The 15,519-nt window shown below is 65.9% G+C and carries 15 protein-coding genes; all 15 read left to right on the top strand.

Features of this window, described 5'->3' with window-relative positions; all coding sequences use genetic code 11:
- Positions 1–241 precede the first annotated feature (241 nt).
- The 15 genes from ONR75_RS24105 to ONR75_RS24035 all read left to right on the top strand — a co-directional run bounded on the left by ONR75_RS24105 (position 242) and on the right by ONR75_RS24035 (position 15,511).
- Complete coding sequence (locus tag ONR75_RS24105; RefSeq protein WP_265079468.1) at positions 242–1,690, top strand: hypothetical protein; 1,449 nt, start codon at positions 242–244, stop codon at positions 1,688–1,690.
- A gap of 108 nt (positions 1,691–1,798) precedes the next feature.
- Complete coding sequence (locus tag ONR75_RS24100; protein ID WP_265079467.1) at positions 1,799–2,212, top strand: hypothetical protein; 414 nt, start codon at positions 1,799–1,801, stop codon at positions 2,210–2,212.
- A gap of 3 nt (positions 2,213–2,215) precedes the next feature.
- Complete coding sequence (locus ONR75_RS24095; RefSeq protein ID WP_265079466.1) at positions 2,216–3,652, top strand: portal protein; 1,437 nt, start codon at positions 2,216–2,218, stop codon at positions 3,650–3,652.
- Positions 3,595–3,831 (top strand): hypothetical protein, encoded by a 237-nt coding sequence (locus ONR75_RS24090; protein ID WP_265079465.1) that lies wholly within the window; start codon positions 3,595–3,597, stop codon positions 3,829–3,831. The genes ONR75_RS24095 and ONR75_RS24090 overlap by 58 nt, the downstream gene beginning before the upstream one ends.
- A complete protein-coding gene (locus ONR75_RS24085) occupies positions 3,828–4,142 on the top strand; it encodes a hypothetical protein (protein WP_265079464.1) in 315 nt (104 codons plus the stop codon). The genes ONR75_RS24090 and ONR75_RS24085 overlap by 4 nt, the downstream gene beginning before the upstream one ends.
- Positions 4,139–5,119, top strand: coding sequence for a hypothetical protein (locus ONR75_RS24080; protein WP_265079463.1), 981 nt, complete (start codon positions 4,139–4,141; stop codon positions 5,117–5,119). The genes ONR75_RS24085 and ONR75_RS24080 overlap by 4 nt, the downstream gene beginning before the upstream one ends.
- 30 nt (positions 5,120–5,149) lie before the next feature.
- The gene (locus ONR75_RS24075; protein ID WP_265079462.1) at positions 5,150–5,671 is read left to right on the top strand and encodes a hypothetical protein; all 522 of its coding nucleotides are present in this window, start codon (positions 5,150–5,152) and stop codon (positions 5,669–5,671) included.
- 277 nt (positions 5,672–5,948) lie between these two features.
- Positions 5,949–6,839: a phage capsid protein gene (locus tag ONR75_RS24070; RefSeq protein ID WP_265079461.1), complete on the top strand. Its 891-nt coding sequence runs from the start codon at positions 5,949–5,951 to the stop codon at positions 6,837–6,839.
- Positions 6,840–6,923: 84 nt separating this feature from the next.
- Positions 6,924–7,406 (top strand): hypothetical protein, encoded by a 483-nt coding sequence (locus tag ONR75_RS24065; RefSeq protein ID WP_265079460.1) that lies wholly within the window; start codon positions 6,924–6,926, stop codon positions 7,404–7,406.
- 14 nt (positions 7,407–7,420) lie between these two features.
- Positions 7,421–8,053: a hypothetical protein gene (locus ONR75_RS24060; RefSeq protein WP_265079459.1), complete on the top strand. Its 633-nt coding sequence runs from the start codon at positions 7,421–7,423 to the stop codon at positions 8,051–8,053.
- 8 nt (positions 8,054–8,061) lie between these two features.
- Positions 8,062–10,317, top strand: a complete 2,256-nt coding sequence (locus tag ONR75_RS24055; RefSeq protein ID WP_265079458.1) for a hypothetical protein — start codon at positions 8,062–8,064, stop codon at positions 10,315–10,317.
- 49 nt (positions 10,318–10,366) lie between these two features.
- The gene (locus ONR75_RS24050) at positions 10,367–11,155 is read left to right on the top strand and encodes a hypothetical protein (protein WP_265079457.1); all 789 of its coding nucleotides are present in this window, start codon (positions 10,367–10,369) and stop codon (positions 11,153–11,155) included.
- The gene (locus tag ONR75_RS24045; RefSeq protein WP_265079456.1) at positions 11,155–13,812 is read left to right on the top strand and encodes a lytic transglycosylase domain-containing protein; all 2,658 of its coding nucleotides are present in this window, start codon (positions 11,155–11,157) and stop codon (positions 13,810–13,812) included. Before ONR75_RS24050 ends, ONR75_RS24045 begins: the two co-directional genes overlap by 1 nt.
- Positions 13,800–13,928, top strand: a complete 129-nt coding sequence (locus tag ONR75_RS24040) for a hypothetical protein (RefSeq protein ID WP_265079455.1) — start codon at positions 13,800–13,802, stop codon at positions 13,926–13,928. Before ONR75_RS24045 ends, ONR75_RS24040 begins: the two co-directional genes overlap by 13 nt.
- Entirely contained in the window at positions 13,925–15,511 is a 1,587-nt protein-coding gene (locus ONR75_RS24035; RefSeq protein WP_265079454.1) for a hypothetical protein, read from the top strand. The genes ONR75_RS24040 and ONR75_RS24035 overlap by 4 nt, the downstream gene beginning before the upstream one ends.
- Positions 15,512–15,519: the final 8 nt, after the last annotated feature.

The raw sequence follows: 15,519 nt of genomic DNA, 5'->3' as shown, positions 1-15,519 counted from the left end.
CCAAAAAAATCGCGAAAGTTTTGAGGCGGCCACGGGGCGGGGGAAGTCGGCCGATGACGTCGAAGATCCCGCTAGCCGATACGTCGCTCGCCGATGCGTTGGGCAACGCGGACCCGTACCGGAACCAGATGAGCTGGGTGGAGAGCGACGACGAATTCCGAAAGCAAAATCCGGACGTCGTCGATCAACTTCACAAGGGGAGAAAACCGGGAAGATCAATCTGCTGCGCAGCGCCGGCCCGGTGTCCGACGCCTACATCCTCGGCACGCATGCCGTCAGCGTCATCTGCGGCCCGGTGGGCAGCGGCAAGACGATCGCCAGCGAGAAGAAGGGGCTTGTGGAAGCTCAAAGGATCTATCCCGGGTCGGACGGGGTGCGCCGATACGTGCTCGGCAACTTCCGACAAAAGTACGACGCTCTGTGGAAAGCCGCAATCCCCTCGCACTGGAAATTATTTCCGAAGGATTTTGCCGGCTCGCACTGGTCGGGCGCGAGCCCGCGCGCAGCCAGGCACGATCTGTACTTCGACGACGCCTTCGGCCGCATCCACATGACGACGCAGTTCCTGGCGCATGGCGAGGACGCCGACCCGGATGACCTGCGCGGTCTCGAGTTCACCGACGTGCAGCTCGGCGAGATCGACACGCTGCCGGAGGAGCTGCTGATCGGGCTTGGCCGCGCCGTCGGGCGCGAGCCGCCGCGCGAGGTGACGCGCCGCACCGGCCGCATCTTCGGCGATCTCAATGCGCCTGATGTCGAGAACTGGACCTATCCGACGTTCTGGGAAGATCCGCCGGAGGGCTTCATGCGCTACCAGCAGCCCGGCGGCATGGACGAAGGCGCGGAAAACCTGCAGGCGCATGGCGGCGACCGCGCCTATTACGAGCAGATCATCGCGGTCAACCACAAGAACCCCTGGTACGTGCGCCGCATGGTGCACGCCAAGCCCGGCATCACCCGCGCGACCGATCTGGTCTATGACAAGTTCGACGAGGACCTGCACGTCTCCAAGGTGCCGCTGCAGCCGGAGCCCGCGCTGCCGGTGCTGGTCGGCGTTGATGGCGGGCTGACGCCGTCGGCGGTGTACGGCCAGGAGATGCCGGATGGCCAGCTCCGCACGCTGCGCGAAATCGCGCTGGAGCGCGGCGGCATGGATGAGCTGGCGCAGGCGATGCTGGCGCTGGAAGCGCGGGATTTCCGCGGCTGCGAGTTTCGCACCGTGTGCGATCCCGCGATGGTGGCGGGTGAGGACAAGGACGTCGCCCACAACAGCAGCGACTGGGAAAACGAGCAGACCATTTCGCGCGGCTCCGATCGGCAGCGCCTGGCGCGAAAGCTCGGCCGCGAGGTGGATCTCGCGAAAACCAACATCGCCAGCCGGCGCTGGGACGCGGTGCGCGACAAGATCGGCCCGCCCGGCCGGCAATACCTGCTGGATCCGTCCTGCAAGGGGCTCCTTCGCGGCAAGCGCCAGACCTATCAGTTCCGCAAGCTGCAGGGCTCCAACGACCTGTCCTCGGTGAAGCCGTCCTTCGATACCCACGTCGCCGACGCCGAGCAGTACATGGCGCTGGAATGCGGCACCGACGCCGCCCGCAAGCGTCGCACCGATATCAGCCAGGCCCGCGCCAAGGTGCGCGAGCAGAACTGCAGCGCCAAGCGCTACAACCCGGTGCGCCGCGCGAGATAGCCGCCATTCGCGACGGCCGGGAAAACCCCGGCCGGCTCGGGCGCGACCACGCTTGACGCCTGCGCCACGGGTCTAGGTTCCGGTTCTCGATGATCCCCGGAGCTACCCATGGGCTTTTTCAGCTGGCTGGTCGACGACGTGCTCGGCATCGATTTGCCGGACAACTCCGCCAATGAGGCGGCCGCGGCGAATGCGGCGTCGCAGCAGCAGGCGTCCCGGGATAGCGCAGCAGCCGCGGCCCGCCAGGCGGCGGCGACCGAAGCGGCCATGGCCGAGCAGACCAACGCGCTGCGGCAGCAGACCGACATCGCGCGGCAGTCGGCCGATGCGGCACTGGCCCAGCAGAAGAAAGCGCTGGCCGTGAGCGAGGCGGCGCTGATCCCCACGATCGACAGCGAAAGCGCCCGCGTCGCCGGCGAAAGCCGCCAGCGTAAGCTGCAATCAACATCACCCTTCGGCATCGGCCTGTCGCGCAAGCTCGGCACCGCGCCGACCGGCTTCCGCGTCCTGTCGGGATCTTGAGGCATGTCCGCCTGGAGCGAACACGAGCCAGTTCATCAGCAGATGAAGACCGAACGCCAGCGCGAGGAGGCCGCCTGGCGCGACCTCGCGCGCTTCCTGCGGCCGGACAATCAAAGCTTCAATGCGACCGACAAGAAAGATCGCGACGGTCAGGACGACCCGTTCGACAGCACGCCGCTCTATGCGGCCGATGACTTCGCCGGCGGCATGTTTGTCAAGGCGATCAACCCCGCCGAGCGCTGGTTCTCGCTGGGGATCGACAACACCGATCTCGCCGAGTTCAAGCCGGTCAAGAAGTGGCTATGGGACTACACCTCGGCAATCATCACCTCGCTCAACCCCGCTTACGATAATTTCTACCTGTCCGCGCCCGCCTGGTTCGGCGATCTCGCTGGCTTCGGCAACGGCTTTCTGTGGCAGGAGGAGATGGTCGGCACCGGCCAGATCATGTCAAACGCGCGGCCGATTGGCGAGAACTACAAGATGGTCGATGCCAACGGCAACACCGTCCGCCGTGCCCGCGAATTTCGCCTCACCGGCCGGCAGGCCAAGATCGAATTCGGCCGCGCCGCGCCGGCGATGCGTGATGACGAGGAAGCGGTGTTCATCCATTGCGTCTGGCGCAACGAGAATTACCAGCCGGGCATGCTGGGTCCACGCGGCAAGCCGTGGGCAAGCTGCGTGGTGTCGCCGGACAAGCGCGATTTCTATCAGGAGCGTCTCGGCTACAACGAGGATCCCTGCCACGAGATCCAGTGGAACATGCGCAGCGGCCGTAGCTGGGCGACCGGCCCCGGCCACAACGCGCTGGCTGACATGCGCGGGTTGGATGAAGCCGCGCGCTCTACCATCATCGGCATGCAGTTCGAAGCCGAACCGACCATGTGGGCCGCGAACGAAGATATCCTGACGACAGCGGATATGATCCCCGGCGGCCTGGTCTATGGCGAGGCGCTGCAGGGCGGGCGGCCGCCAGTGGCTGCGATCAAGCGCGGCGAAAATCCGCAGCTGGCGCTGGCCTACATCCAGGACCTGCGCATGCAGGTCAAGAAGGCGTTTCGCTTCGGCCTGACCGATATCCTGCAGGCGCGCCCGCAGATGACGGCGGAGGAAGTACAGGGCTACAAGGCCGATGAGTTGAAGCTGCTGGCGCCCAACCTGACGCGCATCTATCGCGGCGTCGGCGGCTTCATCGCCCGGCGCGCCAACATCCTCGGCCGCATTCCCAACATGATTGCGGCGCCGCCACCGGAGCTGCAGGGCCAGCCGATCACGCCGAAATTCGTGTCGCCGTTTACCAAGGCACAGAAGGCCGAACGCGCGCAGGGCGTGCTGGGCTGGGTGAATACCAAAGCGGCGATGTACGAGCGTACAAAAACCCGATGTGGATGGACGACGTCGATATCGATGGCGTGTCCGGCGTGCTGCACGACGCGATGACCGGAGAGCCGAACGTCAAGCTCGATCCGCGCGTCGTGGCGCAGAACCGCGAGGCCCGCAACGCCGCGCTGCAGCGTCAGCAGCAGGTCGAGCAGGCCGGCGTCATGTCCGAAGTCAACGCCAACAATGCCCACGCCGCCCAGGCTGAGACGCTGGCGCGTGGCCGGAAGGCGTCGTGATGCGTGGCGTGTCCTCAAAGCTGTACGACATCGCGGTCAACTGGTTCGCCGCGATGTGGCCGGACGGCGGTCGCCGCCGCGTCGTGCTCGAACAATATCGCGACCTCGGCAGCAAGCCGACGCTGCTCGCCGACATCGCGCTGCGCGCCAATGTGTTCGGCCCGATCCGGGCGGAGAGCGATCGCCAGGCGTGGATCGAGGAAGGCCGGCGCCAGCTGGCGGTTGAGATTTTCAAGATGGCCAAAACCGACATCGATGTGCTGTGGGCGCAGATCGAGAAACGGCCATCCAAAGCAGGAGAGAAGCGATGAACTTGGTTCAGAAGTACATGGGCGGTGCGGCGTTCCTTCGGGCGCCGGAGGGTGACGGCGGAGGTGGCGGTGACGGCGGCGGTCAGGGCGGCCAGCAGAATGGCGGCGGGCAGCAACAGAACAGCGGTCAAGGCAGCCAGCAGCAGAACGGCAACGGTCAGGGCGGCCAGCAGCAGGCCTGGTATGCATCGCATAATTTCGATGCCGACACGCAGGCATGGATCGAGGAGCGCAAGTTTCCGGATCTCAACGAAACTCTCAAGGCAGGTCGCGAGGGCTCGAAGCTGGCGCGCGACCGCAACGTGATCCCGAAGCCGGATCTGAAGAATGTCAAGGAATGGACCGGTTTTCAGGAACTCGGCTGGACGCCCGACCGCGAGAAGTACCAGGTCAACAAGCCGCAGCTCGAACAGGGCGAGCAGTTCGACGACGGCTTCTTCAACAAGTTCACCGAGATCGCGCATGGCGCCAAGCTGCTGCCGTGGCAGGCGGAGATCGTCTCGAACGGCCTGCATGCCGAGGAGCGCCGCATCGCCAAAGAAGCAGCAACCCGCGGCACCGCGGCCAAGCGTGAACTGGAAGGCAAGCTGCGTACCGACTGGGGAGCGGATTACGACGCCAAGGTCGAGGGCGCCAAGCGCGCCTTTGCCTTTCTCGGCGGTGAAGATTTCAAGCCGGAGGAGATCGAGGCCGCGATCGGTTCGCCCCGCACGGCCAAGCTGTTCGCCAAGCTGTTCGACCTGATTGGCGAGGACAGCATGCCAGCTGCCGGCAACGGCAACATGGCGTTCCAGCGCGGTGAAACGGTCGGCGCGCTGCAGGCGGAGATCAACAACAACTGGGCCAATCCGGACTGGAAGAAGGCGTTCGACGATCCGCGCAATGCGCGGCACGCGGACGTCAAGGCCCAGCATCAGAATTTGCTCGAGCGCAAGGCCGCGCTGGAGCTCAAGGCGCGCGGTGGAAAAGCCGCGTAACCGCCCCGACCTGCAACAGGAGCCGATCCCATGAACGACAAGCAACTGAAAAAGCTGCGCGAAGAACTCGCCGCCCTCGATCCGGAGGCGCTGAAGAAGCGGGCCACGGATTTGCGGATCGACATCTCGTCGGCGACCAGCCGAGAAGATATCGAAACGCTGATCGAGCGCGATGCCGTTGCGAAGGCGGAAGAAGCGGCGGCGGCCAAGCCCGCGAGGCAGCCGGTCAAGTCCGGCGGCAACGCCGCGACCGGTCGCCGGGCGCTCGGCGACGATCTCACCGATGACCAGATTGCGGCCATCCAGAAGGTGTGGGCATGGTACTCGCGCAACACGCCCTTTGAAGCGCAGTCCTCCGGCGTTTGGGAGATCGACAAGTCGGGCCGCAAGGATGCGAAGGACCATGGCGTCCTCGATGGCGATTACCGCGTGCTCGGTGCCGACTGGATCCTGGCCTTCCGGGGCGGTCGTTTCGTTTCCGCAACGCGAGCCCGGCCCGACACCCGCGCCGACAGCTACGCCAACGTCCCGGTCCAGGACGTCAAGCTCTAACGCTTGACGGCGGCCACGGTCGCCTATGTTCGCTACGTGCGGTAACGCCTTGCGATGCCGCTGCCCTCCTTGGGCGTTTCCTCCCTAGACTGGGCCGGCAGCAATGCCGGCCCCTTTAGGAGCCCGCAACCCGGCGCGAGCCGGACCCGGCTGACCCGCGCGAAAGCCGCGCCGCCGACCCGAGGCGTACATCGGCAGGACGGACCCGCGGGCATTCACCCGCCGCAACCCGACCGAAGCAAACCCGCCCATTTTTTGTTTCGATCGGAGAGCCATCATGGCAGGCCCAGTTAGCGACACCCACCGCATTATGTACCGGGATCAGACGATCCTCGCGATCCAGGAGAAGCATCGCCAGTTCGATGACTTCTTCAACTATCTGGACGGTATGTCCGGCAAGCAGGTGCAGGTCACCCAGATCATCGGTCCGTCCGAAGCGCGCCTCAATGCGCCGGAAGGCGGCGACACGCCCGACATCGAAAGCACGCATGAGCCGATCTGGGCCAAGCCGACCCGCATCGACTGGGGCAAGCTGATCAAGAAGGAAGATCAGATCAAGGCATTGACCGACTACAAGTCGGAATATGTCCAGGGCGGCGCCAACGCCTACGTTCGCGCTCACAATGCGCTGCTGGCCTCGGCCGTGTTCGGCCCGTGCCTGATCGGCAACGAGGTGCCGACCTCGACCTCCTGGGCCGGCCGGACCGTTCCGGTCGATCTGATCGCGCCCGGCACGCCGGCCGGCATGTCCGTCAAGAAGATCCTGAACGGCATGCAGCTGATGGAAACCGACGACATCACGCTGGAGGAAGAGAGCCTAGCGCTGGCGATGACCGCCGTCGAGAACGAGCAGCTGTGGAACGATCTCACCCACATCTCGAAGGACTATCGCTCGAAGGCGCAGCTCGACGACATGAGCCAGCGCGTCCGCACGATCTTCGATATCCCCATCATCATCACCAAGCGGCTCGGGCAGTACGACGCCAGCACCTATCAGGCCGGCCTGTTCTGCCGCAGCGCCCTGCACTGGGGGCCGTTCATGCCGATGGATATCAAGTCGGCGCAGAACCCGGCCAAGCAGTTCCGCGAGCACGTCTACATCGAAGGCTGGGAAGCCGCGACGCGCTCCGAGGACTACAAGGTCGTGAAGATTCTCAACAAGAAATAGGCGTAGCCGCCGGCGGAGCGATCCGCCGGCGACCGCCTTCCTGTTCGCGTCTCGCTGTTCTTTCGATCAACAAAGGAGGCCACAATGGCCGTCGTCACTATCTTTGCAGGCAGCGCCAAGAGCCCCAGCTCTGCAGATCTGATCCCCGCCGTGCTCGCCGAAGGCCGCATGCGCGTCATCAACATCCCGACCACGACCGTCACGAATGGCAACAGCGCGACGTCGCTGTTCTATGTCGGCAAGATCGCCTCGAATGCGGTACCTCTGGCCGGCCTCTCCACGTTGAAGCACGGCGCGATCACCGGCGCGTCCGATGTCGATATCGGTCTGTACAAGGACGGCGCTGCGGTCGATATCGACATCTTCGCCGACGCGCTGACGCTTGCTGCCGCGGGCGTCAAGGATCCCTTCGCGTCGATCGGTGTAGCAGACGCCGGAAAGCAGATCTGGCAGTTGCTGGGCCTCTCGAAGGACCCCGGCGTCGAATACGACATCGCGCTGCAGCTCAAGGCTGACGCTACGGCCACCGCAACGTTCTCCGGCCACATGGTCTACAGCAAGAAGTAACCGGAGCGGCGTCCATGGTCGCTCTCGGCGGCAGCGAAGAATATGCGGCCAATCTCGCGATGGGTCATCTGGGCCAGCGCGAGATTGCCACGCTGTCGGATAACAACACGCGCACGCGCGCGGTGCGGCAGTTCTTTGCCATCGCGCGCGATGCGACACTGCGGCTGAAGTGGTGGAATTTCGCCACGGCCTGGGTGACGCCGGCGGCGGATGCCACAGCCTCCAACGGCACGCTCAAGATCCGCTTTCCGCTGCCGGCCGATTGCATCCGCGTTCGCTTTATCGAGGGCGCCGACGACGACAGCTGGGCGATCGAAAGCGCCACGCTCACTGTCGGCGGCGTGCCGGTCGAGGCGTCGATCCTGGTGACATCGATCACGAACCCGAACGTCTGCTACACCCGCCGCGTCGAGTCCCCCAGGCTGTGGGACGTGCTGTTTCTCGAACAGTTCGGCTATGAGCTGGCGGCCTGCTGCGCGCGCAAATGCGGCAAGTCGGCTGCCTATGCCTCGAATTTGCGCGCCATCGCTTCCGAAAAGCTCCGCATCGCCGGCGGCATCGACAGCAAGGAAAAGGCCCGCGAGACGCCGCGGCCCGAGACCAGCTGGGCATCGGCCCGCCGCGGTCGCTCGCGCTTTTACCGATAGGGGCCGACATGGGCGGCCGTGGCCTCATCGATCGTATCACCTTCGCCGGCGGCGAGATGGGCCAGAAGCTCGTCGCGCGCGCCGATACCGCGAAGTACCAGATCGCTTTCGAGAAACAGGAAAACTTCGTCACGCTGGTCGAGGGCGTCGTGACCCGCGCGCCCGGTACGCGCTTCGTGCTGGAGGTCAAGGACAGCGCGCAGCGCGGCCGGCTGCTGCCGTTCCGGGTGTCGTCTAGCGATTACTACACGCTGGTGATCAATGGCGGTGTCACGCGCCTGGTGCGCGAAGGCGGCTTTGTCCAGAACCCGAATACCTCGATCTTCGAATTTTCGGTGCCGTGGGTCGAAGCCGACATGGCCTCCTTGCGCGCGGCGCCGGCCGGCAACCTGCTGTACGTCACCTCGCTGCAGAAGCCGCAGAAGCTGACCCGCAATGAGCATACCGACTGGACCGTAGCAGTCTACGCGCCGGACAGCGGGCCGGTGGGCACCAAGAACCTCGACGTCGCCGTCACCGTCCAGGCGAGCGCCGTGCTGCCTGGCGCCGTCACGTTGACCGGGGCGGGCTCCCCGTTCAAGGCGGAATGGGTTGGCTCCGTCATCCGGATCGATGATCGTGATCTGTCGCTAACACCGGAATGGAGCGCTTCCGAGACCGGGATACAGGTGTCGGTGCGTCGTCGCTGGAACGGCAATGTCTACGAAACGACGATCGATGCCAGGGACGCCGGACCAAATGCGCCGACGCATACGGAGGGCGACGTTTCGTCGGGCGTGAGCGATATCAACCATGCCTATCAGACATGGCGCTACCTGCATTCCGGCTACGGCTATGTTCGCATCGATGCCTTTACCAACGCCAACAGCGTCACGGGCACCATCCTGTCGCGACTTCCGGACAGTGTCACGACCGGCGGCAGCTTCCGCTGGTACCCGCCGGCGTGGAATGCAGCCGACGGCTGGCCGGAGCTGGTGACCTTCGTCAAGTCGCGGCTCGGCTTTTTCCGCGGCGACAGGATCTGGCTGTCGGCGGTCGATGATCCCGACGACCACGATCTCGGCCTCGCCGATGACGACAACGCCATCGCGCTGCGGCTGCGCGCGCCCGATGCCTCGCTGGTCGAGATCAAATGGGCGTTGCCGTCGGGTGCCCTGATCCTCGGCACGGCAGATGGCGAGTGGGTGCTGCGCGGTCCCAACGTGTTCGATCCGCTGACGCCGAAGACCATCGGCGCCTTCCCGGAAACCGGCGAAGGCTCGACGCCGCATGTCCCTGTCCGCGTCGATGGCGGCGCGATGTTTGTCGGCAAGACCGGCAAGCGCATGCATTACGGCAAGTATGACCGCCAGAAACAGCTGCTGGAAACGCAGGAGATCTCGGTTACGGCGCGCCATATCTTCGGTGAAGGCGTGGCCGAAATGGCCTGGCAGCGCGACCCGCACCGTATCCTGTGGATGGCGATGGCCGACGGTACGCTGGCGTCGGCCACCTTCATGCCGGAGCAGGAGATCATCGCCTTTGCGCGCCACCCGCGCATGAACTTCTTCGTCGAGAACATCGCCGCCATCCCCGGCGTGGAAAGCGGGGTGGACGAAGTCTACATGATCGTCCGCCGCACCATCGCCGGCGTCACCAAACGCTATGTCGAGCAGCTGGCGGATTATTTCGAGCCGGAGGATGCCGACGACGCAACTGCCATAGGCGCCTGGTTCGTCGATTGCGGGCTGCGCGTGACCGGCAGCCCCCGGACCACGATCACCCAGCTCGTGCATCTCGAAGGGCAGGAGGTCGCGGTTTTCGCCGATGGCGCGATGCAGAACCGCAAGATCGTCGTGGGCGGCGCGATCCAGCTCGATCGCCCGTCCAACGACATCACGGTCGGCCTGCCGGTACGCGGCTATCTGCGCGACCTGCCGCGCAATCTGCAGGGCACCTCCGCAAAACAGAAGCGCATCGCCGAGGTCGACGTGCACATCCTGCACGCCGGCGGCGGAAAGATCCGCGCCTATGACCCGGAGAACCTGCTGCCGGCGGACGCGACCGCGGCGCAGATCGCCGACGACCGCGACAGCTGGGAAGATATCGTCGAGACCGGCGGCTATGATTACGACGCCGCCCCGCCGCTGATGACCGGGCAGTTCCGCATGAATGTTGAGGGCAGCGTGCGCGATGAAGCGCAGCTCGAGCTCGTCTGCGACGACGCCATGCCGTTCACCCTGCTCGGCCTCTCGCCGGTCATCGAGATCGAGGAGGACGATTGATGCGTATCTCGCCGCCAGTGGCCTCGATCGAGATCGAGGAGGATGACTGATGGATCCGTTCACCATCGGACTGTCGATGGCCTCCACGGCGCTCACCGCCTTCGGCAAATTGTCGGGTGCGGCGTCGCAGGCCTTTGCCGACCAGGCCGAAGGCCAGAATACCGTTACCGAAGGCAACATCACGCTGACCGAAGCGCAGCTCTCGCTGACGCAGGCGCAGCTCTACGGCCTCAACGCCGAGACCGCCAAATCGAACGTCGGCATCCTGACGACGCAGGCAGAGATCGCAGGCCTGGGCGAGGATTTCGCCTATGCCAAGGCCCGGCTGCAGAAGGGCCGCATTATGGAGCAGGGCCGGCAGACGCTGGCGACGCAGCGCGCGACCTTCGCCAGCCGCAACGTCGATCCGGCGTTCGGCTCGCCGCTGGTGACGCAGGCGCTGACCGCCGGCCGCGTCGCGCAGGATCTCGATCTCACTGACGCAGGCGCTGCGGTCGAGGCGGCCGACGCCATCACGCGCAAGTCGTCGATCATCAATCAGGCCGCCGGCGCGCAGGGCCAGGTGGTGTCGTCGATCGGCCAGCAGCTTGGCGCGCAGCTCAAGGCCGGCTCGCAATATGAGCGCGCCGGCTCGCAATTCGGCCGCGCCCGGTCGCTGTTCACCCGGTCCAACGACGGCGCGTTCAACGGCGTGATCGGCGCCGCCTCGTCGCTGCTGTCCGGCGCCTCCAGCATGGCGAGCGGCGGCGCGTTTGGCGGCGGCGGCGGCGGGACATTCCAGGGCAATCCGTGGGGCGCGCAAAGCGTCAACGTGCCCATGGCAGGGCGGGACTTCTGATGGCGAATGATCTCCCCGACTATCAGGACCGCGTCACGATCGGCAATGGGCCGACCCCCGGCATTTCGGCAATCCCGCTGGTCTCGGTGCCGGGATCTCCCGGGCTGGTCGGACAGGTTACCCCGGTGCAATCGACGGGCACGGCGTCCGCGCTGGGCGCGCTCGGCACCGAACTGGGGGTGATCGCGCAGAAGCTGAACGATGGCATCCAGCACACCAAGGCGACGGAAGCCATGTCCGGCTTCCTCGACGACAATGACCGGCTGACGCAGCAATATCTCAAGGACCCGGATTACGCGACGTCCGAGGACCGGCTGCGCCAGGATCTCGAAGCGTCCAAAATGGCGCGGCTGGAAAACATCTCCGATCCGCAGCTGCGCGCGCGCACCGAGCTGCAGATGAAGCGCGCTTCGATCGAGACCGCCGGCACGATCCGCAACAACGTCGTGGTGAAACAGAAGGACATCACGGTCGCCGGGCTCGACACCTCCAAGGATAACGCCATGCGCCGCGCCATCAGCGCGGGAAGCGATGTCGCCAAAGTGGCGGTCATTCAGGAATATGGCGCCGAGGTGAACCGCGCGTTTCAGGCCGGCTGGATCGACGCGCGTACCGCGGTGGCGCGCGGCAAGGCATTCTCGACGGAGTTGCAGACCGCCGAGGCAATGGCGGCGATCCAGAAAGACCCGGCATCCGCCCTTGTCCGGCTGCAGGACCCCGCGCAGTTCCCGGCGCTCGATGCGGTTACCCGGCAGTCTTACACCCAGCAGGCGATCGAGCGGGCCGCTGGCAATCAAAATCAGGCGCTAGTGTCGCGGGCGGTCTGGGACCCGGCCGGCACCGCGATGGCGGTTGGCCGGATCTCGACGCCGGATCAGTCCCGCAAGATTTTTGACGCCGGCATCCTGAAGATCGAGAACGAAACCGGGCAGGTCGATGCGGTTTCGCCGAAAGGCGCGCTCGGTCTGGCGCAACTGATGCCATCGACCGCGCGCGACGTGGCCCGAGCGACCGGGCGGGCTGATATCGCGGCGCTTTCTGATGAAGACCTGAAGGCGCGCCTACTGTCGGATGGCGGGCTCAACGTGCAGCTCGGTCGCGCCTATTTCCAGCAGATGGCCGTGCGCTATGAAGGCAGCGTTCCGTTGGCGGCTGCCGCCTACAATGCCGGGCCCGGTAACGCCGACCGCTGGAAGGCGCTGGCTGAGCAGAAGTTCGGCTCGACCTTCAATGCGGCGCAGCTCGCCAGCGTCGTCGATTTCAAGGAAACCCGCGACTACATCGTCAAGCTCTACAAGCGCGCCGACGCGCCGATGGACGTCAATTTTGCATCGCCAGCCGATCAGGTTCGGGCGGTCAACGGCGTCGGCTCCGTTCTTTCGCAGCAGCAAGCGCAAGAAGATCATCAGCTGAAGGCTATTGCCTCGGCCGTCCGCTCATCCAATCCGCAGGTCCAACGTCTGCAGGAGGGTCTCAACGGCGACCCCGCCGAAATTGCAAGTTATCGCTCTATACAACAGGCCGCTGCCGACCGCGGAGACGCCTCGGCTGCGGCGGAAGTGCGCTCGCTGGATCAGGCGCTGCAAATGCACCCGTACATCCAGCAGGCTTGGAAGACGGCGCCAGCCATGCTCGACGGCCTCATCGGCCGGCTGGAAACCGACATGGTCAACTCGCCGAACGTGACGCCGTCGCAGCAGCAGCAGCTGCAGGCGTTCAAGGCGGTGCGCGACGAAGTCGTGAAGCGCCGCAACACCGACCCGATCTCGCTCGGCGAGCGCGGCGGCTACTATCCGTCGGTCGCGATCGACCCGTCCGCCAATCCGGATGATCCTTCGTTCCGCGCCAGCCTGACACAGCGCGGCGTGCAGGCGGCGACGTCCGCCAGGGTCTATCTCGGCTCTGCCGCAGCGCTGAAGCCGGAGGAGGCGACGGCGCTGAAAGAACGCTACGACGGCGCCGGCTCCGACGAGAAATTCCGCATCGTCCAGGCACTCGCTACCTCGCTGCCCGAGAACGTCTACGCCGACACGCTCAAACAGGTCGCGGGTTCGGACGGCGGCACGCAATTCATCGGGCAGATCGCACGCACCCGGCCGGAGCTGGCGCGCGAGATCTTCCGGGGCCAGCAGTTGGCGCAGACCGAGGGCGTCAAGAACAAGATGGGCGACGTGCGGACCGCGCTGTCGGCCAAGCTTGGCGGGCAATTGTACGTCAGCGCCGACCAGCAGGGCTCGGTGATCGATGCGGCGCTGGCGCTCTACACCTCCAGACGCGGCGCATCCGGCCAGCTCTACGAGGCGACCGATACTGGTGCGATCGAGAAGGCGATCGAGGATGTCGCCGGCCCGATCGTCAAGCGCAACGGCAGCAAGACCGCCGCGCCGCCCGGCATGACCGCCGGGCAATTCACCGGGATACTCGACAATCTCACCGACAGTTCGTTCGACCAATTTGGGGGCGCCTATGATCGCAACGGCAAGCCATACAGCGGAGCGTTTCTTTCGTCGCGCGCGCAGCTGCGCCAGCTGGAGCCGGGCGGCTCGCGCTATGTCGTGGTGCTGCCGCAAGGCCCGGCGGCAAGGATGTCCCGGTGTGGCAATCGCCGGACCCGAACGTCCCGAATGCGCCGCTCGTCATCGACATGGCGGCACTGAAGAACGCGCCCGCAGGCCAGCTGTCGGCCTATCAGCGCGGCCGCGCCGGCTACCGCGGCGAGATCAATGACCGCATGCAGCAGACCCGCCGCGAAACCGACGGGATGGCGCCATGAGCTGGGAGAACGACGCCACGGGCTATCTCGCGGAATTGTCACGCCAGACCGGCGGCCAGCAGCCGGCGACGATCGGCCAGGTGTGGGACAGCGAGTGGAAGCGCGGCGGGCTCGACACCATTGCCGGCGTCGGCCAGCCGTTCGGCGATGCGCGGCAGGATCTCGTCACCGCGATCGAGACCGCGTCGGGTCGCCCGATCGAGGACTACGCCGCCCAGATGGGTGTGCGGCTCGGCAGCGGCGTGACGCAGGCGGAAGACATCCGACTTCTGGGATCGCTGGCGGACACGCTGCCGGAAGACAAACGCAAGACCGTCGAGCCGTTGAAGGACGTCCGGCTTAATGCCGCCCGCAAGGCGCAGAAGATCGAGGCCGACGCCGACGAGATCGGCAATGCCACCTATGGCCTGTCCGGCGTCGCCACGGCCTTCATCGCCGGCGTCGCGCGCCAGGCCGCCGATCCCGTCAACGTCGCCACCATGGTCGCCACGGCGCCACTCGGGGCCGCCCGCGGCGCGTCGCTGCTGGCAACCATCGGCCGCGAGGCCGGAGCGAACGCCGCGGCGCAGGTGGCGATCGAGCCGGTGATCGAGCCGCAGCGCGAGCGGCTGGGACTGGAAAGCGGCTTCGGCCGCGCCGCCACCAACGTGCTCGAAGCCGGCATCGGCGGCGGCGTGCTGTCCGGCCTGTTCCACGTCGCAGGGAGAGGCTTGCGGACCCTGCGCGGCGAACGGCCTGCGGAGGCCGCTGGCGCGCCCGCGCCGGTTGAGGGCGCCATCGTCCCGCCGGAGGGCGTTGCGCGCACCGCCGATCCCGCCGCCGCGGCGGTCGCGCGTCCTGATCCGGTCCCGGCCGGGCCGCTGGCGCCGGTGCGCCCGGTCGAGCAATTCGCCCCGGACGATTTCCACGCCGCCGGCGACCTGGCCGAGCGCGACCACGTGATCGACGTCATGGCGCCGGCAGATACGGCAGAGGCAAAACTCGACCATGCGGCTGAAGTCGAAATGGCCGCGCGCCGGATCGACAGCGTCGAGCGGATAGAACCGCCGCCGCGGATGCAGCTGGTGAGGGATCAATTCGGCGAGAACACGATCCATAAGGGCGCCGGAGATATCCACAGTTATTCGATCAACGGGCCGGACGGCAGCAACGTTGGATTTGCCGAATTCGCGATCGACGGCAACACGGCGCGCGTTCTCGACATCTCGTCGTTTGCCTTCAATGGCGACCGTGAGCTGTACGGCAATGTCCGCAACTCGCTCGGCACGCGCCAGATGCGGGATCTGCTGTCGCAATTCCGCGAGCTGCACCCCGAGGTCGAGAAGCTGACTGCCGATCGGGTGTCTGGCGCGCGCAAGGGCGGCGCATACGACGCCGGCCTCGCAAGTACCGAAATCGAGGTGTCGCTGCCGCCGCGACGTTCGGAGATGGCCGCCACGCTGGAAGGCCGCGCGGAAATAGCAGAGCGGCCATCGCCAGTCGTCGTCGATGTGGCGCCGCCGAAAAAACCAATCGCGGCCGCAGCAATGCAGATCCGCAGTCCTGGTCGCTCAACGAATTCCTTGCCTCCAAAGGTGGGCTGAAACCGGAC

This window comes from Rhodopseudomonas sp. P2A-2r, assembly GCF_026015985.1.
GTDB lineage: Bacteria > Pseudomonadota > Alphaproteobacteria > Rhizobiales > Xanthobacteraceae > Tardiphaga.
Note: the sequence above shows the minus strand (reverse complement) of the source record. Positions and strands in the feature narration are given on the sequence as shown.